Source organism: Candidatus Acidiferrales bacterium (assembly GCA_035934015.1).
GTDB lineage: Bacteria > Acidobacteriota > Terriglobia > Acidiferrales > UBA7541 > DAHUXN01.
This window is the reverse complement of record DASYYH010000006.1, coordinates 96,805-115,680: the sequence shown is the minus strand read 5'-3', so window position 1 is coordinate 115,680 and position 18,876 is coordinate 96,805. Positions and strand designations below refer to the sequence as shown.

General features: G+C 55.6%; 18 protein-coding genes. 8 read left to right on the top strand and 10 right to left on the bottom strand.

From position 1 onward, the window contains the following. Positions 1-23 precede the first annotated feature (23 nt). The 3 genes from VGR81_02890 to VGR81_02880 all read right to left on the bottom strand — a co-directional run bounded on the left by VGR81_02890 (position 24) and on the right by VGR81_02880 (position 2,733). A complete protein-coding gene (locus VGR81_02890; protein HEV2287878.1) occupies positions 24-338 on the bottom strand; it encodes a dienelactone hydrolase family protein in 315 nt (104 codons plus the stop codon). Positions 339-364: 26 nt separating this feature from the next. Beyond that, positions 365-1,246: a bifunctional hydroxymethylpyrimidine kinase/phosphomethylpyrimidine kinase gene (gene thiD, locus VGR81_02885; GenBank protein HEV2287877.1), complete on the bottom strand. Its 882-nt coding sequence runs from the start codon at positions 1,244-1,246 to the stop codon at positions 365-367. Between the two features lie 188 nt (positions 1,247-1,434). Further along, on the bottom strand, positions 1,435-2,733 hold the full coding sequence (locus VGR81_02880; protein HEV2287876.1) for a Glu/Leu/Phe/Val dehydrogenase: 1,299 nt from the start codon (positions 2,731-2,733) through the stop codon (positions 1,435-1,437). Positions 2,734-3,455: 722 nt separating this feature from the next. Here VGR81_02880 and VGR81_02875 point away from each other — a divergent pair. From VGR81_02875 to VGR81_02865, 3 genes are all read left to right on the top strand, one after another. Next, on the top strand, positions 3,456-4,007 hold the full coding sequence (locus VGR81_02875) for a sigma-70 family RNA polymerase sigma factor (protein HEV2287875.1): 552 nt from the start codon (positions 3,456-3,458) through the stop codon (positions 4,005-4,007). A gap of 107 nt (positions 4,008-4,114) precedes the next feature. Then, on the top strand, positions 4,115-4,783 hold the full coding sequence (locus VGR81_02870) for an anti-sigma factor (protein ID HEV2287874.1): 669 nt from the start codon (positions 4,115-4,117) through the stop codon (positions 4,781-4,783). Between the two features lie 172 nt (positions 4,784-4,955). Further along, positions 4,956-5,297, top strand: coding sequence for a hypothetical protein (locus tag VGR81_02865; GenBank protein ID HEV2287873.1), 342 nt, complete (start codon positions 4,956-4,958; stop codon positions 5,295-5,297). 75 nt (positions 5,298-5,372) lie between these two features. Here the strand turns inward: VGR81_02865 and serS are convergent, their stop codons facing one another. After that, complete coding sequence (gene serS / locus VGR81_02860; GenBank protein HEV2287872.1) at positions 5,373-6,869, bottom strand: serine--tRNA ligase; 1,497 nt, start codon at positions 6,867-6,869, stop codon at positions 5,373-5,375. A 169-nt stretch (positions 6,870-7,038) separates the two neighbouring features. Between serS and VGR81_02855 the strand changes: the two genes are divergently transcribed. Together VGR81_02855 and VGR81_02850 are read left to right on the top strand one after the other, a co-directional pair. Next, the gene (locus tag VGR81_02855; protein HEV2287871.1) at positions 7,039-7,533 is read left to right on the top strand and encodes an RDD family protein; all 495 of its coding nucleotides are present in this window, start codon (positions 7,039-7,041) and stop codon (positions 7,531-7,533) included. A 103-nt stretch (positions 7,534-7,636) separates the two neighbouring features. Further along, positions 7,637-8,197 carry an RDD family protein gene (locus tag VGR81_02850; GenBank protein ID HEV2287870.1) on the top strand — a complete coding sequence of 187 codons (561 nt, stop codon included), beginning with the start codon at positions 7,637-7,639 and terminating at the stop codon, positions 8,195-8,197. A 40-nt stretch (positions 8,198-8,237) separates the two neighbouring features. Here the strand turns inward: VGR81_02850 and leuB are convergent, their stop codons facing one another. Together leuB and VGR81_02840 are read right to left on the bottom strand one after the other, a co-directional pair. Then, positions 8,238-9,365: a 3-isopropylmalate dehydrogenase gene (gene leuB / locus VGR81_02845; GenBank protein ID HEV2287869.1), complete on the bottom strand. Its 1,128-nt coding sequence runs from the start codon at positions 9,363-9,365 to the stop codon at positions 8,238-8,240. Further along, a complete protein-coding gene (locus tag VGR81_02840) occupies positions 9,362-10,594 on the bottom strand; it encodes a 2-isopropylmalate synthase (protein ID HEV2287868.1) in 1,233 nt (410 codons plus the stop codon). The genes leuB and VGR81_02840 overlap by 4 nt, the downstream gene beginning before the upstream one ends. Positions 10,595-10,714: 120 nt before the next feature. On the opposite strand from VGR81_02840, the gene VGR81_02835 reads away from it, so the two are divergent. After that, entirely contained in the window at positions 10,715-11,608 is an 894-nt protein-coding gene (locus VGR81_02835) for a LysR substrate-binding domain-containing protein (protein ID HEV2287867.1), read from the top strand. Between the two features lie 49 nt (positions 11,609-11,657). Here VGR81_02835 and VGR81_02830 read toward each other — a convergent pair whose 3' ends face one another. Both VGR81_02830 and VGR81_02825 read right to left on the bottom strand, forming a co-directional pair. After that, entirely contained in the window at positions 11,658-12,746 is a 1,089-nt protein-coding gene (locus VGR81_02830; protein HEV2287866.1) for a pyridoxal phosphate-dependent aminotransferase, read from the bottom strand. Further along, positions 12,743-14,146: an amino acid permease gene (locus VGR81_02825; GenBank protein HEV2287865.1), complete on the bottom strand. Its 1,404-nt coding sequence runs from the start codon at positions 14,144-14,146 to the stop codon at positions 12,743-12,745. Before VGR81_02825 ends, VGR81_02830 begins: the two co-directional genes overlap by 4 nt. Positions 14,147-14,357: 211 nt before the next feature. Here VGR81_02825 and VGR81_02820 point away from each other — a divergent pair, with 211 nt between their 5' ends. Then, positions 14,358-14,846: a hypothetical protein gene (locus tag VGR81_02820; GenBank protein ID HEV2287864.1), complete on the top strand. Its 489-nt coding sequence runs from the start codon at positions 14,358-14,360 to the stop codon at positions 14,844-14,846. Between the two features lie 616 nt (positions 14,847-15,462). Here VGR81_02820 and VGR81_02815 read toward each other — a convergent pair. Beyond that, entirely contained in the window at positions 15,463-16,176 is a 714-nt protein-coding gene (locus tag VGR81_02815; GenBank protein HEV2287863.1) for a DUF72 domain-containing protein, read from the bottom strand. A 33-nt stretch (positions 16,177-16,209) separates the two neighbouring features. Next, positions 16,210-17,916 carry a 3,4-dehydroadipyl-CoA semialdehyde dehydrogenase gene (locus tag VGR81_02810; protein ID HEV2287862.1) on the bottom strand — a complete coding sequence of 569 codons (1,707 nt, stop codon included), beginning with the start codon at positions 17,914-17,916 and terminating at the stop codon, positions 16,210-16,212. A gap of 40 nt (positions 17,917-17,956) precedes the next feature. Here VGR81_02810 and VGR81_02805 point away from each other — a divergent pair, with 40 nt between their 5' ends. Continuing rightward, on the top strand, positions 17,957-18,874 hold the full coding sequence (locus VGR81_02805) for a helix-turn-helix transcriptional regulator (protein HEV2287861.1): 918 nt from the start codon (positions 17,957-17,959) through the stop codon (positions 18,872-18,874). The last annotated feature ends 2 nt before the right edge of the window (positions 18,875-18,876 follow it).

The window sequence follows — 18,876 nt, the reverse complement described above, 5'->3', positions numbered from 1 at the left end:
CGGCGATTGTTGCAGCCTAATTCTTAGAGATTGCTCTTCAGGAAGGCGAGCGACAGCGCCCAAGACTGTTCCGCAGCTTGTTTGTTATAGCTTGGCCGCTCAACACAGAAGAACGCATGATCCGCGTCGGCGAACTCCATGCTCGCGAGGGTCTTGTGCGCATCGCGAAGAGCCTCAGCGACGGCATTGCGCTGGTCTGGACCGATGTGCTTATCCAGTCCGCCCCAAAACAGAAGAATCGGCGCATGAATGTCAGCTACGCGGTCGAGCAAGCCCGGGCCACGCTCCGTCTTCGCGATGCCGCCGCCATAGAATGAAATTGCTGCACGCAGCGGCATACAAATGGAGAAAAAACGACGAAAACCTATGTTGCAGTTGGCTCGGCTGCGGGATGCATCCCGTGCTGCGGCACTTCGTGGACGCCGCGCGCCGGCGGCTCCTGATGGAATCGATAGAGTTGATTGACGGGTCCAGCGCCCTTGCCGATGGAATAGCTTTTCTCAATTGCTTTGAACACGTATGCCTTTGCCAAGATCAGCGCCTCGCGCAGTTGCTGCCCCAGAGCGAGCTGAGCCGCCACAGCCGAGGAAAGCGTGCAGCCCGATCCATGCGTGTTCTCGCTTTTCACATGGTCGCCGCCAAACGGATTCACTTCGCTGCCCTCGCAAAGCACATCCGCCGGTTTTTCGAGATGCCCCCCTGTAACAATCACTGCTTTCGCGCCCATTTCCACCAGTTTCAGAGCTGCTGCTTTCATTCCCGCCAGATCCTTCACTTCCATACCTGCGAGCAGCGCGGCTTCATCCATATTGGGCGTGATAACGCTCGCACGCTTGAGCAATTCATCACGGAGGAATTTCACGCCGGCGGCATCAAGCAACTCGGCACTCCCCGAAGAAGGTTTCACAACCGGATCGAGCACGACATGGGGAAATTTGTTCTTGTCGAGAAATTCCGCGACTGCGACAGCGTTCGCTTTATTTCCGAGCATGCCGATTTTCACCGCGGCAATCGCCAAATCCCCGGCGAGCGCGTCGAGTTGCGCGCGAAGCGTCGCTGCGGGAGTCGGATGCACGGACGTAACACCTTGCGTGGATTGCACAGTAAGGGCGGTCACAGCAGCGACGCCGTAACAATTGTGGGCCGCGAAGGTTTTCAAATCGGCGGCAACGCCTGCGCCACAGGAAGGATCGAATCCGGCGATGGTCAGCAAAATCGGTGGATGATTATTCGGGTGATTCGACAACGATTCATGCCCTCCGCGCTTGGCACAAACGCCGACGCAGCTTGTCGCGCGCCGTCACTTTGAAATGTACGCGCGTTACTTCCTAAAGCGCAAGGGTATTTTGATAGACGGAAGAATCGGTTTTCCGAAGCTAAGCATCGGCGCAAAAATTGCGATTGCCGAAATCGTGCTGTTAGGCCGAGCGCAATTTACGGGAAGAGTCCGCGAACAACTGTCGCGTCGGCGACGCGGCCAACAGCGAGGATGTAAGCTCCCGTGCGCATATGCACGTGATTTTTCCGTGCGGTTTCATGTACTTCATGAAACGCGCGCTTCATCACGCTTTCGAGCTTGGCGTTGACTTCCGCTTCGGTCCAGAAGAAATTCTGGAGATCCTGCACCCACTCGAAATAGCTCGTTGTTACGCCGCCTGAGTTCGCCAGCACATCGGGTAGAACCATAATTCCCCGTCGCGCAAGAACTTCGTCCGCGTGAGGAGTGGTTGGGCCGTTCGCTGCTTCTGCGACAATCTTCGCTTTGATTTGCTCGGCGTTGTTTAGAGTAATGACGTTTTCGAGTGCCGCCGGAATCAAGATGTCGCATTTCATCGTCAGCAAATCGTCATTCGAAATCCGCGATGTTCCGGGCATACCTACGACAGTTCCGGAACGCTCCTTATAGCGCACAGCCTTATAAGGATCTATGCCGCGCGAATTATGAACGCCGCCGCGCGAGTCACTGATGGCGACGATTTTTGCCTTTTTCTCGGCGAAAAGACGTGCAGCAATCGATCCGGCATTGCCGAATCCCTGGATCGCCACGGTCGCGCCACGCAAATTTATTTTCTTAACTTTGCAGGCTTCTTCCGTGACAAACAGACAGCCGCGCGCCGTCGCTTCATTTCGGCCCTCAGAACCGCCAAGCGCAACCGGTTTCCCCGTGACAACGCCAAGTGCGGAATAACCCACAGTCATCGAATACGTATCCATCATCCACGCCATCGTTTGCGAATCGGTATAGACGTCCGGCGCCGGAATGTCGCGCTCAGGACCGATGATGGGCAAGATTTCCGAACAGAAGCGACGCGTCATTCTCTCGAGCTCGGATTTACTCATGCGTTTGGGATCGCAGATCACGCCGCCTTTGGCGCCACCGAAGGGAATGTTGACGGCCGCAGTTTTCCAGGTCATCCACATCGCGAGCGCTTTGACTTCATCCAGCGTCACCCCGGGATGATAACGAACGCCGCCTTTTGCGGGACCTCGCGCAATATTGTGCTGCACGCGATAGCCGGTGAAGACTTTCACCTGGCCGTTATCCATCTTCGCCGGGACGGAGACTTCCATGACGCGTTTCGGCGTGCGAAGCAGTTGCCGCAATCCTGCCTCGAGCTTCAAATGCTCGGCAGCGATGTCAAATTGAATCTGGGAAATACGAAAAACGTTGAGATCTTCGCGCGGTGCGATCCGCGGCATTGCCTGGGGAACCGCTTTGGCACTTATGGCCATTCCGTTGTTCCTCCTCGACCTATGCTTCCGCTGCTAGTTTGTCCAGCGCACGATATTGATCGACGCAACTGCGGGAACAAAAATGAAGCGTCGCACTGCCCTGCACCAGAGAATAAGAAATATTTCCCGCGACGTAAGTTCCACACACAGGATCGCGGAATAACTCTTGCGGCGCGGGCGCTGGTTCCACGCGTACTGGGTCGCGTTGACTCTCGCTCGGAACCGGCGTGGCTGACTGAATCATTTTCCGCACGATCCAAGCGACAGCAGCTGCGACGACAGCCCAAAATATATACCGAAAGAATCGTCCCAGAAACTTCAAAGCGAACCTCAGCCACGGCTCACTCGCCGCAGAACCATGATTTGCGCAGCGGGGTCGTCGTGGCTTCCCTGTAAGTTGCTTCAGGCTCGAAGTTTATTCAACCAGCCAGTAGCAGTCAATTGAAAGCAGGCAAAATCGCAAGATTGTCTGCAGAGCTGGAAATCCCAAATTTCAAAGGATTTCGCGGTCGTTTTGCGTAACTGATTGTTAATAATGCACTTAACGGGGGGCGGTCGCTGGCAGGGATTTGCAGGCCGAATCGTTTGACTCGGCTGCCGGAAGCCATTAACCTCTAGTCCGCCCTCACAAGGACGAGGCGAAACAGCGGTCTCCAAGAACTTGGACGGGGAAATCCAGATTCCCTGATTTCGCGTAACCTATCCAGAGCAGTCGAGGAAATGTGAATCGCGCGCGCGACGCTGGAACAAATGAATCCGATTGGTCGCTTCTGGAGCGTGTCGTCCACCGGGACGAATCTGCGCTCGCAGCTCTCTACGACCGATACAGCGGACTCGTGTACTCACAGGCGATGCGAATTCTTCGCGACTCCGGAGCGGCGGAAGAGGTCCTGCAGGATATTTTTTTTCAAGTCTGGCGCAGGGCCGAGAAATTCGATCCAGCAAGAGGATCGCTGCCTGGATGGTTGCTTGTGGCCGCTCGCAATCGCTCGATCTCACGACTGCGCGGACGCACCTTCGTGGGCGAGGAAGCTTTCGAACAAAACGTGGCGTTTCCGTTCAATATCGAGTCGGCAGCAGCACAGAATCAGCTCCTTGGACGCGTGAAGGCTGCGCTTGTTGGGCTGCCCGACGGCCAGCGCGAAGCCATAGAATTCGCGTATTTTCAAGGAATGTCGCACAGTGAAATCGCCGATCGCACGGGCGCTCCGCTCGGCACGGTGAAAACAAGAATTCGGACGGCAATGGAGATTCTGAAACGGTCGCTCGCATGACTTTCGGTCATCCAATTCGGGATGAAGATTTGGAGCTTTTCGCCCTCGGTCTCCTTGAAGAAGAGGCCGGCGAAATCCGAGAACACGTGTCTTCGTGCCAAGAGTGTATGCGAAGGCTCACCGAGGCGCGCGGACGAATTGCGCTGCTTTCTCTTGCTGCGCCGGAAGAAAATCCGCTTATCGCGGTGAAACAGAAGCTGCTGGAAAGAATTCGCGCCGAAAAATCCGCATCGTCTGGCCTTTGGCACGTCAGCAAAAGCCGCCAGACTATTCGCTGGTGGAATACGATATGGGCGCCAGCGGCCATCGGTCTTGTTATCTTGTCGATTTTTCTGTGGTACGGCAATCGCCAGCTCGACAGCCAGCTGGAGAATATTCGCCAGCAAATCGCAGCCGATCAGAAGCAGATCCAACATTCGCGATCTCTCGTAGCGATGCTCACGGCCCAGGATACGATGACCATTAAACTTGAGGGTACGCAGAACATGCCCAAGGCCTGGGGAACGGTGAAATACAATCCCCGGATGCAAATGATGTGCTACAGCGCCGATTTGCCCGAGCCACCGCCGAAGATGGTTTATCAGATGTGGGCTGTCCCTGAAGTAGGCGATCCGGTCAGCGAAGGCATTTTCATGCCGGAGACAGCTGGCGAGGGTAAGATGCCCATGGCCAAAGTCCCTTCGGGAATGTCATGCAAATGGTTTTGCGTGACGATAGAACCAGAAGGTGGCAAACAACGGCCTACGGGGCCCAGGGTGCTGGTCGGCACTCTATGAGCGCCGAAAACTCCAATACGAATCCGAATACAAAGGGAGAAATCCTGAACCGAAGAATTAAGTCCGGCATCCAACGCCCTGTTTCTGGCGTACTCCGTCCAATAGGGAAAGTACCGTTGGCGGGGTGCATGCCGGCGGAAGCCCAGTAGGAAAGAGGAAAGGGAGGAATCACATGAAGAAGCTGTCGAATGTGCTCGGCGTGACCGCCTTGGCGTTGTTCGCCTTCGGTTTGGCGTCTAGCGCCAATGCGAAGCCACATACTTGGACAGGCTGGATCAGCGGTGCGATGTGCGGCGCCAAGGATGCAAGCGCGGCAAAGGCGGATTGCGTAAGGTCCTGCATCAAGAGAGGCGACAAATACGTCTTCGTGAACACGAAAACGCAAAAGGTTTATCCCATTGCAAACCAGGATGCCGTCACGGATTCGGCCATCGGCAGCGAAGTTATGCTGACGGGCGAATTGAACAAGGACGGTTCCATCAAGGTTGACAGCATCAAAGCATCAGGCATGTAATTTCGGAAACTTCTGCCTTCAAGGCGCGGTTGACCTCATTGCATCGAGGGGACCGCGCCTTTTGATTTTCGAAGGTTACTTTTGCAATGCGGGGATTTTGTCAGTTCCCATGTAAGGCCGGAGAATCTCGGGAATGACGATGGAGCCATCGGCCTGCTGGTAGTTTTCGACAATGGCGATCCACGTGCGGCCAGTGGGAAGCCCGGAACCATTGAGCGTGTGTACAAACTCACTCTTCCCACCTTTCGGCTTGTAACGAATCCCAGCGCGACGCGCTTGGAACGCTTCGCAGTTCGAACAGCTCGAAATCTCCATGAATTCGTTGGACGACGGCACCCAGACTTCGATGTCGTAGGTTTTCGAGGAAGCGAAACCTATGTCTCCTGTGCAAAGCTGGATTACACGATAGTGGAGGCCAAGGCGCTGTAACAAATCCTCAGCGTCGCGCACCATTTTTTCGAGTTCTTCGTAGCTCGTTTCCGGCCGCGTGAATTTGAACATCTCCACTTTCTGAAATTGGTGCTGACGCTTGATTCCGCGCGTGTCTTTACCCGCTGCGCCGGCTTCGGACCGGAAACACGCCGTCCATGCGCATACATTGATGGGGAGCAGGTCCGCATCAAGCGTTTCATCGCGATAGAGATTCGTCAATTCCGTCTCGGCAGTGGTCGTCAGCCACAGATCCGTATTTTCGAGGCGAAACATATCGGCGGCAAATTTCGGGAGCTTGCCATCGGCGACCAACGATGCCGTATTTACGATAAACGGAGGCAAAATTTCCGTGTACCCCTGCTCGCGCGTGTGCACGTCGAGAAAGAAATTGGCCAGTGCGCGTTCGAGACGCGCGCCGGCTCCGCGATAGAGCGCGAAGCGCGCCCCGGCGATTTTTACGGCTCGCTCCAAATCCAAAATGTCCGTGCGTTCCCCAACTTCCCAATGGGGTTTAGGCGCGAAATCAAATTTTGGAGGCGAGCCCCATCGCCGAACTTCGATGTTTCCATCGGCACCGTCGCCAACGGGTACAGAGCTGTGCGGGACGTTCGGAACCGAAAGCATAAAATCGCGCAACTGATCATCGAGCTCGGCAACTTTATTGTCTTCGAACTTAATCTCATCGGCGATCTGCTTCATGCGCGTCATCAGCGGGACGGCATCCTCGCCCAACTTCTTCAGCTTCGCGACTTCCTCGCTGCCTTTGTTTCGCTCGGCCTTCAGGCGTTCCGCGTCGGTGATGAGCTTGCGGCGCTCCGCGTCAATCTTGCGAAAAACGTTGAGATTTATCCTGGCATGGCGGTTTACAAGCATGCGTTCAATTTCATCGAGATGGTCGCGGAAATAATTCAAGTCCAGCATAGTCAAAGCAGGATACCGCAGGAGCAAGCTTTCGCCAATGATGGAGCCGCGCGCGTCAATGGGAGCAACTTGCTTGATTTCGACGATACATTGCTTGCCGTCAGATTCTTGGCGATTGACCTTGCGGCAGCGGGCAAGTAGGATGCGTGGAATTCTTTTCTGCGGGCAATGAGGAGGGTTTATGTTCTGTTCGAAATGCGGCGCGCAAGTCGCGGACACGGCGGCCTTCTGCCCTTCCTGTGGGCAGGCGACAAGCGGCGGATCAGCGGCGCCACGGGGGATCCCGCTCGCTCCGGGAGGATTTACGCCTCCTGCTGAACCCGGCGCTCCTCCGGCTGCACCAGTGATGGCTGGTCCCTCATACCCATCCTATCAGGCAGCAGCCCCGATGCCGAGGGTTGCGTACGCCGGGTTCTGGTTGCGCTTCGTCGCATACATTCTCGACGCACTGATCCTGGGAATCCCTGCGTTTTTTCTATTCATTCCCTTTTTCGCGGCTTCGGGAATTCTGAATTCCCTGAACTCGTCTTCCCCATTTTCTCCGGATACTTTCGCGCGCCTCATGGGCATGAGGATGATTCTCCGATTCACCCTTGTGATCTTAGTAGCGGAATGGCTGTACTACGCCCTGCTGGAAAGCTCCTCCTGGCAAGCGACTGTGGGGAAAAAGATCCTGGGCCTGTACGTGACTGACCTTACTGGCGCTCGTATATCGTTCGGACGCGCGACGGGACGGTATTTCAGCATGATCTTGTTTCGCATCATCCCGCTCCTCGGCGTGTTTCTGCTGTGGCCCATCGACTGCATTTGTGCGGGATTTACCGAAAGAAAGCAGGCGCTGCACGATATGATGGCGAGCTGCCTGGTGATTCGCAAAATCTGATATTCTCCGCATCGGCGGAAGGCGGAGACAAGAAATGTTCTGCTCAAGTTGCGGCTCTGCGGTGACGGATGGCGCTGGATTTTGTAGCGCATGCGGAAAGCCTTTGTCGACTACGGCGGCTGCTCCGGCGACCCCGCAGGCACCTGCCGCGGGAGCGCCTCAGCAGCCGATAGGCACAGTCACTGTCGCGCCGCAGCTTTTTTACGCGGGTTTCTGGCTGCGACTTGTGGCCTACATCATTGACGCGATCATTCTTACTTTTGCGGAATGCGTGCTCGCTGTCATTCTAGTTTTTGCGACGGGACTGGGGGCGATGTTTCGGAGTTTGCCGGAAAATCCTACGCCAGACGAATTTTTCACAGGCACGTTCATTTTTGCTCTTGTGGTGTTCATTGCGGGAATGATCGTGATGATTTGGATTTACTACGCCTGGATGGAAAGTTCTGAGCACCAAGGGACACTAGGAAAGATGGCCCTCGGCTTGATTGTGACTGATCTCCAGTACCAACCGGTCTCTTTTGCGCGAGCGAGCGGGCGATTTTTCGCAAAATTCATCACCGGACTTGTTCCTCTATGTATCGGGTACATCATGGCGGGATTCACGGCGAAGAAGCAGGCGCTACACGACATGATCGCCGGCTGTCTCGTGCTCCGCAGAATTTAGCGTTGCGATTCGTCTGCGATTATCGAAACTGCTTCTCTCTTTAAACTCCCCAGCCGTAGCGCTCTGTCTCCGAGAGCGATTCCGAAAGCGCCGCACGAATTCGCGCGGACATCTCCGCACAACCAACGATGTGTATGCTCGATTTCGCGCCGGGACTGGCGACGTCCGGCGTACGGTAGCCGCGGGAAAGCGCGTGCGCCACAGCACGTTCGATTGCTTTTGCTTCGGCGGCCAGGCCGAAGGATTCGCGCATCATCATCGCCGCGCAAAGAATCGTGCCAACGGGATTGGCACAATCCTTTCCGGCCAACTGCGGCGCAGAACCGTGGATTGGTTCATAAAGCGCAGTGCCATTGCCGAGACTCATCGATGGGATCAGGCCGATCGAACCGACGAGTCCCGCAGCCTCGTCGCTCAAGATGTCGCCGAACATGTTCGACGTCAACATGACGTCGAATTGCGATGGACGCAGAAGAATTTGCAGAGCCGCGTTGTCGACATACAAGGATTCGACGGTGACTTCTGGAAAATCCTTGGCGATACGCTGAACGGTTCGCCGCCACAACCCGGAACTGGCGAGCACATTCGCCTTGTCGATGCTTGCCAGTTGGCCGCGGCGAGCGGCCGCGCGGCGAAAAGCATAGAGCGCGACGCGTTCGATTTCTCTGACGGAATAGATTTCTGTGTCGGATGCAAATTCTTCAGCGTTCTCACCGCCTGCCTGGCGTGGGCCGAAGTAGATTCCACCGGCAAGCTCACGCACAATCTCCAAATCAATCGTGGAACTCTTCTCTATGCGCAACGGTGAAATCTCGCGAAGTGACTCAAACAACTTGACCGGACGGACGTTGATGTAAAGGCCCAGCTCTTTGCGGAGTCCGAGCAAACCGGCCTCGGGGCGGCGGTCGAGCGGCTGGCTATCCCATTTGGAGCCGCCAACCGCACCGAGAAGAACAGCGTCAGCATCACGGCAGCCCTGAAGCGTCTCTGTGGGAAGCGGGCGGCCGCACTGGTCGATGGCAACGCCGCCAAAAGGCAGTTCTATGAAATCAAAATGATGATGGAAGCTACGCGCGCACTCTTCGAGAATCGAAATGGCCGCGCGGACGACCTCCGGGCCAATACCGTCGCCGGCGAGAACAGCAATCTTCTTGCGAACACCTGTCATTGCACCGGACTCGCTGCGCTGACCGCGTTTGCTGCGCCGCTATCATCAGCCGCGTTTATGGAATCGCTCGTCAAGCGACCGCGACGCGCCTGGTGTGCGAATGTCAGCAAATCGCGGTCCGTGATCTCCTTGGAAGCGTCGGCAAGAGCCATAGCAGCACGATAGCACTGCGCTACCTCGTCGTCACTCAATCGATAACCAAGCTCTTCGATGCGCGTCCGCAGAGCATTACGCCCGGAATGCTTGCCGACCACGAGACGCCGCGCGGGAACGCCAACAGCCTCCGGCCGAATGATTTCGTACGTCAGTGGATTCTTGAGGATGCCGTCCTGATGGATTCCCGCTTCGTGAGCGAAGGCATTGGATCCGACGACGGCCTTGTTGGGAGAGACGCTGACGCCGGTAATTTCCGAAAGCATTCGGCTGGTGGAATAGATTTCTTCAAGATGAAGATTTGTGCGCACGCCGAAGAAACTCTGCCGCACCGCCAGCGCGACAGCAAGCTCTTCCAGCGAAGCATTGCCAGCCCGTTCGCCGATGCCGTTAATCGTGCACTCGACCTGGCGCGCGCCGGCCCGCACTGCAGCCAGCGAATTGGCTACCGCGAGGCCAAGGTCATTGTGGCAATGCGCACTAAAAATAATCCCGTCGGCGCGGCCCAAATGGCTCCGCACGCGATGAAAAATCGCGCCGTACTCTTCGGGCGTACTGTAACCCACCGTGTCCGGAATATTCAGGATCGTGGCCCCCGCTTCAGCAGCCGTCTCCATCACATCGAGAAGAAAACGGATATCGCTGCGGCTCGCATCCTCGGCCGAAAATTCAACTTCCGGGCAATGCTCGCGTCCATAGCGTACCCAGCGCGACGCGGCATCGAGCGCCTGCTGGCGGGAAATTCGTAATTTGGCTTGCAGATGAAGGTCGGAAGTGGCCAGGAAGACATGCAATCGCGGGCGGGCGGCCGGTTCGAGGGCTGTCAGCGCAGCCTCGACATCTTCCTGACGAGCTCGCGCGAGCGCGGCAACGCGCGACGTGCGAATTTCTGCGGCAACCTTCCGAACGCATTCGCGCTCCCCCACGGAAGCGACGGGAAAACCTGCTTCGATAATGTCCACACCGAGCTGTTCGAGTTTGCGAGCGAGACGCAGCTTTTCTTCTGCATTCATCGAAAACCCGGGCGACTGCTCGCCGTCACGAAGAGTCGTGTCAAAAAACTGAACGGTATCCATAGTTTCCCCCATTCGGACCAGACAAGGACAGTCAAACGCAGTCAACAGAATCCGTCTAATTTATAATTATTGCAGATGACATAAATATCGTTTATATACGAATGAGAGGCGTTCTTCCCCATGGACATCAGCTCCCTGCAAGTATTTCTGACCGTGGCACGAGAGCACAGCTTTTCGCGCGCGGCGGAAAAGCTCTTCCGCACCCAGCCGGCTGTCAGCATCTCTGTGCGCAAGCTGGAAGAATGGGTGGGCCAGCCTCTATTCGTTCGCGGTACGGGCGCGGGAAAACTCACAGAGGCGGGAGCGCTGCTCGTCGAATATGCCGAGCGCATGCTGAACCTGCGGGAGGAGGCGCGGCGTAGCTTGGAAGATCTGGCCGGACTGCGTCGCGGAAGATTGTCGCTCGGAGTGAACGAAAGTTCGATTCACGCGCTGTTGCCGGCGCTGGGACGTTTTCGCAAAAAGCATCCAGAGGTCGAAATTGCCATTCATCGGGTATATTCGCGCGACATTCCGCGCGAAATTCTCAATTACCGGCTCGATTTGGGCGTGGCGTCCTATCGTCCGCCGGACAAGGCTCTGGCAGCCATGGAATTTCTGCGTGACGATCTGGCGTTCGTAGTCCATCCCCGACACCGATTAGCAAAACAACGCCGCGTATCGATCGCCGACCTGGGCAGCGAAGTCTTCGTGGCTCATATTGTTTCGTCTCCATACCGCGAACGTGTGATCCAGCTTTTCGCGCAGAATCGTGTGCAACTTCAGATGGGCGTCGAACTGCCAACGATTGAGAGCATCAAGCGATTCGTCGAGATGGGCATGGGTGTCGCAATCGTTCCGCGCATGTGTGTGCAAACAGAAGTCGAGCGCGGCCAGCTCACGGAAGTTCGCATCCGCGAAATGCATTTGCGCCGTGATTTGTTTCTGATTTTCCGGCGGGATCGACCGCTCTCGCATCCGGCGCGGGCCTTTGTTCGTCTACTGCGGCCCAGGCACATCGCAGATTTCGAGTGAAAGATCGGCTGGTTAGCGGCCGCTCGGACAATGGCCAGGCGCAGCATGCTCATTGCACTTCATCAAGTGCAATGCCCAGCCGCCGCAGGCCTTCGTGGAGCATCTCCGTTTCCCCGCCGATCCCCACGCGGAAGTGATCCGGCATTTCAAAAAAGCTGCCGGGGACAACACTGGTATCGTATTTTTCGCGCAGGATGCGGCAGAGATCATCGATTCGCCCCGATAGCAACTTCGGAAAAGTGACTGTGCCGTCCGTGAAGGAAATGGCAGATAGATCCTTTCGCGAATCCAGAAAGCGCCGAACGAAGGGCCGATTCGTTTCCAATCGCTTGCGGGCATAATCGGATATTTCCGGCAGATGATCCAGCGCGATCACGCTCAATAACTCCGCGACGTGGGCTGGAATCACTCCAAAAAGATCATTGAGCCTCCACATTCGCGCAGCCAAAGGAGCTGGGGCGAGAATCCAGCCACATCGCAGGCCAGAAAGGCCAAAAGCTTTCGTCAGGCTGCTGGTTATTACGAAATTCGGCCCAAGATGAAATGCGGAATGCGCGCGCGGATCGAAGAGAGCTTCCAGATACACTTCGTCCACCAGGACATGGGCGCCGCAGACATCCGCAATCTCACCGATCTGCCGCAAGTCCGCATCGGATGTTCGTGCGCCGGTCGGATTATGAAGATTGCTGAGGATAATTAATCGTGTGGTGGGTGTGATGATGCGCTTCAGTTCTTGCAAATCAACCTGAAATCCATTTTCTGTTCGCCGCGGAAGGCGGCGAATCCGCGCGCCAAAATACTCCGCGGCAGTGACGATCGGCTCGTATGCAGGCTGCTCAATCAGGACTTCGTCTCCAGACTCAATCAACGCGGCCATTACGAGGTGGTTGGCCATGGACGTGCCGTTCGCGGCGACAACGCATTCCGGCGCGACGCCACTCCTGTGTGCGAGCCGCTCCTGCAGAGGCGGATAACCATAGCTGCCTGCAACGGAGATTTCGAGATCCTCGATTTTCACGGCAAGCTTGGCGAGCGGATAGCCGTCGAGACCGCTCGTGGCCAGATTAAACGTAGCGTGCGATTTTAGTTTTGCCCATTCCAGGTAGGGCGATCTGCCTTCTCCGCGCTCTTTTGTCACGAATCAGTGCCTCTTTTTGATTTTTGCCAGCTCCAGAAAAAATACACAGGAATCCCTGCGAATAAAATACCGAATCCTATCGCGGTATTGCGGGGATATTTGAAAATCGTGTTGATGACCACAAGCCAGCACGCCGCAACAAAGAGGACAGTTGTAATTGGATGTCCCGGCATGCGTGCAAGTCCTCTGGCAGGACCGTATTCATCCCTCGGCGAGTCGCGGCGGCGAAAGGCAAAAAGGCATGTTGCCGTAAGCCCGAAGAAAAGAAAATCCATCGAAACGACGTAACTGAGAATCTGGTCGTAACGTCCGGATAAGGCAATAATGATGGCCGCGATTCCTTGCAGCGCGATGGCGACAACAGGCACGCGATGCCGCGGATCCAGCCAGCCAGCAGAGCGAAAGAATAGGCCGTCCTCCGCCATGGCGAAATAAACGCGCGGAGCCGTGAGAATCGATTGGCTCAGGAATCCCAACGCCGATATGGCGATGCCGATGGCAATCAATGCGGCGCCCTTCTGACCAAATGCAATGAGCATGACGGCCGAGGCTGGCGTGCTCGTTTGCGCCAACCCCAAAGGTCCCAAAACGTAAACATAAACGAAGTTCACTGAGAGATAGAGCAATATGACTCCGATGACGCCAATGACAAGTGCGCGCGGGAGATTCTTTCGCGGCTCGCGGATTTCTTCGGCGACAAAGTTCGACGTTTGCCATCCGCCATATGCGAACAGCACAGGAACCAGCGCGGCACCGATGGCTGTTACAAGATCAAACGAGACTGGGCGATCCAGCAGCGGATGTGGCTTCTCGCTTGAAAATGCAGGATTCCCATGGCGCATCAGAAAAACCGCGCCGCAAAAAACAAGCACTGCAATGGCCAGAATCTTCAAAACCATCAGCATGCTTTGAACCGTGCTTCCCGCGCGGACGCCGAAGCAATTGATCAGCGTCAATAGGCCAAGCGCGAGCGTGGCGATCACACCGTCGGCAACGGGGAGGTGGGTCAGTTCGATGAAATACTTGGCAAATGTCACGGCGACGGCCGCCATGCCGCCGGTCTGAATCACCAATAGCAATACCCATCCGTAAAGAAATGCGACTGCCGGATGATAAGCTTCGCGCAAATAGGCGTATTGCCCGCCGACTTGGGGCATACGCGCCGCAAGCTCCGCCCAGATGAATGCCCCGGCCATTGCGATCACTCCGCCTGCGGCCCATGCGCCAATAATTAAAAACGGTGTATGAACCTGCTCCGCAACGACGTATGAATTGATAAAAATGCCTGAACCGATGATCCCACCCATCACAATCATCGTCGCGTCGAAAAGGCCGATGCGAGCAGCGAGACTTGATGTATTCGGGGATGCAGCTTCTTGCGGATTGTGTGAATGCATCATCGGCTGCGCAATGCGCGCCTCGCTTTGCACAAATTCTGCGTGACTCTATCACCGGAATCCCACAAATGTGATCGATTTCACTGGCGCAAAGCGGCGGTACTTGCCGAAAAACCCGGAAGGGAGATTGGGATAGTGACTGAATGGATACGCAGCGAGCGAAACGTCAAGCCACATCACACAAGTCAGGGCATCATTCCACTAGAGGGCATCCATGGCTTGGGAAAAGGTCTTGGGTCGCCGGGGAACGTCTGCTCCGGCGCAAGAAGCTGCCTCTGACGAATCCAACTTGGCTACAGCCATTTCCGAGTCGCCGGGTGCGGCCGATGCCCGCCGGGATACACGCCGCAGTAAGCGCGTCTATATCTCTATGCCCGTGATAGTAAAGGGACAAAAAGCAAACACTCCATTTGAGGAGCAGACTACGACCGATGCGGTGAATGCGGCGGGATGTTTGGTGCGTTTGACCAGTGCCGTGGACCGCGGGCAGAAGCTCAGTCTAAGAAATTCCAAGACCAACGAAGAAATTGAATGCCGTGTCGCCTACCTTGGGCAGTCCGATGGCAGCAAGACGCAAGCAGGCCTTGAGTTCACGTGCGCGGCAGCGTATTTTTGGCGCATCGCATTTCCGCCGGATGATTGGGATCCTGCGGACCGCAAGAAGCCGGCGACTGGTCCGGCAACTCCGAAGAAACGAACGTAGTCCAACGGATTTCACATTCCCGCCGTTCCAGCGATTCCTCCGCGCAAGCGTCTTAACCGTTCTCCTCACGCCGACATTGCGCGTGAGCAACGTCGCACTTCCGACGGATGAAACGCACGGCTGTTCCGACGTGAAAAGCCTTCTTCCTTGGGACGTGTCTAAGCGTGGAAACTAAGCCACCGAGACAAGGCGTGTTTGGACTTCGAACATGATGGCCGGTGATTCCGTCTGTCTTTTCAGTTTGTTTGGCCGCATCATGACGTCCACCGCGTCTGACCCACAGGTGCCGCAGCGCCCATGCCGATCCAGATCGGTGGGAACGCGACAGTCCGCGCACCACCAGGTCCGGTGGCCCCAAGTCTGTGTTTGTGCGATAAAAACTGTTGTGTTTGACATGAGCCCATTTTCGGGGAAGCTCGCCAGAACGTGAATAGGAGCCAAGTCACTTTTTTCGGGGCAGAATTTGGGTACGAAGGTACTAAAAGTACTGAAACTTATTCTCTCAAGTAAAAGCTCACGCAAATTCGAGTGATGGTCTTTATTTTCAGATATATGAATAGTCTTGCGGACGCCTAACTCCAAACCAATTCGTCAAGATCTCGCTGTTTCCTGAGCTTTATGAGGCCCGCGCACGCCTTAGTACTTGCACGGCGCAAACGGCGCCTTCGGGCGTTTCTTCGTGCTTGAAGTAGGCGAAAACATCGCCCTGCTGGGCGAGCTTTCCTACCTTGGAAATGACCGATTTGAGAGCTGCGGCAGAGTACTTTTTCTTGCGCAGGCGCAGATAAGAGAAGTTCGCAGTCCGAACCTCGGGTGTTTTCAGCTTTTCGCTCTCGGCCCAGCAGAGTGCGGCATTTCTTGCCCGAAGCGCCGCGAAAACTTCCTCGCAAAACCAGGTTTCGTGGCGAAATTCAAACGCGCAGCGGATCCCGTGCGGGAGATCGTCGAGAAATTCAATAAGACGCGCGACGTCACACTTAAAATTCGGTGGCAACTGAAAGAGAATGAGCCCCAGTCTGCCTTCATCGCGCAAAGGTTGCAGGGAGTGGAGGAAATCCAACAGATATTTTCTTGTGTCACGCAGACGTTTGATGTGCGTGATTACCTGGTGCGCCTTGGCTGTGAATTTGAAATGCACAGGCGTGGAAGCGATCCATCCGGCCAGAAGTTTCTCCGTTGGCAAAGTACGAAACGTATAGTTCACCTCGACGGAGTTGAGCCGGGTCGCGTAATAGCTGAGAAATTTCGCGGAAGCGAGCTTCGAAGGATAAAATTTTGGCTTCCAGCTCGAATAGGACCATCCTGATGTGCCTGCATAAATCTCAGCCATGAGCGCCAGTGTAACTGGAATCAGGCTGGGCAGCTATGAATAGAGCAGGCTTGCATCGGATGAGAGTTTCGCCAGGTCAGCGATGCAATTCGGCGGTCCTTGTACGACAACGCGGCGATGGTAAAGCAGCAGCGCGCGCAAGCCGGCGAGCTCCTCGCCCCCGCCGGCTCTCCCTGGGCCGCCGTGCAAGCAATTGGGCATGACGTTGCCGTGGCCCGTATGCTGGCTTCCGACATTCGAGTCAATGACCATCACACGTCCATGAAGGTCGCTGATTCCGAGGACCACCTTTTCCGCGAATCCCGAATCATTTGAAAAGATCGAGGCCACAAGCGAACCCCGGCCACGCCGGGCAAGCGCAATGAGATTTTCGGGCGAATCGTACGCGATAAGCGTCGCAGCGGGACCGAATACTTCTACATCATGGACAAATTTCGCTTCAGATCCATTTTCGCAAGCCAGCAACGTGGGCTCCACGAATGCGGATTTCTGCGGGTCGGCGTCAATAGGCTGAAAATTCTCATCTCCACCGAATATGACCGAGCACTCCATCTTCAACTGTCGTAGGCCTTCCCGGCATGATGTTTGCTGAGCCTTGTTGACCACAGGTCCGACTTTCACATCTGCATTCCGCGGATTTCCCACTTTTAGGGAGCTCAAGCGACTGGAGATCGCTTCGCCGAGGGCCTTCATATTTTGACGCGCGACGAAGACGCGACGAATCGCCGTGCATTTCTGGCCAGCCTTCAGCGTCATCTCGCGCACAACTTCTTTAACCAGCAAATCGAACAAATCGTTTCCGGGGGAAACATCGGCTCCAAGAATCGCCGAATTGATGCTATCGGCTTCGATATTCACACGCACCGAATGCCGCAGAACACTCGCATGCGAGCGAATTTTGGCAGCCGTCTCCGCCGAACCAGTGAAAGAAACAACGTCTCCTTCGGTGACATGATCGAGCAGATCGCGCGCGGAGCCACAAACAATTGAAATAGCCCCTGCCGGCAGGATATTTGCCTTTACAATGTCTTCGACCATGCGGTGCGTCAGCCAAGCCGTAGGCGAAGCTGGTTTGACCACGATCGGCACACCCGAAAGAAGCGCTGGCGCTGTTTTCTCGCAGAACCCCCATGCCGGAAAATTGAAGGCATTGATGAAAATCGCCACCCCTTTTAATGGCACGAGGAAATGTTGCGCGGAAAACGCGCCGGTTTTCGAGAGTGGAATCCCGGCACCCTCCACCAGGATTTTCCCTTCCGCGAGTGCCCGGCCGGCTTTCGCGTAGTACTTCACCGTGTAAATCGCGCCGTCCACATCAAACGAAGCGTCAGCTTGCGTTGTGCCCGAATTCAGGAGCGAAATGCGAAAATACTCGTCACGGTTCGCCGTCAGCACATCTGCAATTTTCGTGAGCATGTCCGCGCGCTCGCGATAGGAGAATCCTTGTAATCCAGCACTGCCGCGCGAACGGGCAAACTCGAGAGCGGCTTTCAAATCCACGCCCTGCGAAGAAACCCGCGTTAGTTCGTCTCCGGTAACAGGATCGATCAACGCTTCTCCGGGTCCTGCGCCTTCCTTCCATTCGTCACACACATAGTTCGGCAGCTTCACGTGCATTCCTCCATCGGTCTTGGCAATAAATACGCTAGGATTCTGAACCAGGTCCCCTTGCCCGCAGGATTCGGCATAATAGTGCATCTTCTCGGTCGTCAAATCCACAACATTTCGTACGACACTCATTTTATTGCTTGTACGTTGCGATCGGTATGCGTTATACTGCATGTTGACGGCTATGCCAGCATCGAGCGAAATCGGCGTTGCTCCCCCCCGTGGAAGCGAACTGGCTCCTGAAGGCGACTTTCTGCTCTCGCTTGGCAAGCGCGTGCGCGAACTCCGCAATCGCCGCGGCATGACCCGCAAAATGATGGCAAAAGAAGCAGACGTATCCGAGCGTCATCTTGCGCAGCTCGAAATCGGCGAGGGAAACATATCCATCGTGCTCTTGCGCCGGATTACTGCGGCTCTGCATGTTTCTCTTGCCGAACTCTTCGTTCCGGAAACCGAAAGATCCATGGAGAAACGGCTGCTCTTGCGTTTTCTGGAACGGCTTCCCGCCAGTCGCCGCGAGGATGCTGTTCTCCGGCTAATGCGTGATTTAAGTCATGAGGAAAAGACGCGCCGCAGCCGAATCGCCCTGATCGGCTTGCGTGGTGCAGGCAAGTCCACTCTCGGCTCAAAGCTGAGCAAGGAAATGAAAATCTCTTTCGTCGAACTGGATGCTGAAATCGAAAAAGAAGCCGGAATGCCTCTTGCGGAGATTTTTTCTTTTTATGGACAGTCCGGCTATCGCGAGATCGAAAAGCGTACACTGAAACGCGCCCTCGAGGAATTTCCGCAGGTGATTCTTTCCGTCGGTGGCGGCGTCGTTTCGGAAAAAGAAACTTACGATTTTCTGATGTCCAATTGTTACACCATTTGGATCAAGGCTCAGCCGGAAGAGCACATGGCGCGTGTGATCGCGCAGGGCGATTTTCGCGCTATGGCTGGAAACGATCGAGCCATGGAGGACTTGCGCCGGATTCTCGATTCCCGTGAACCGCTCTACCGGCAAGCGGACATATGTATCGATACTTCGGGCAGTTCCGTTGAAGAAAGCTTCGCCAAATTGAAGGTCTCCTTGCAGGCCGATAGGGAGTAGGA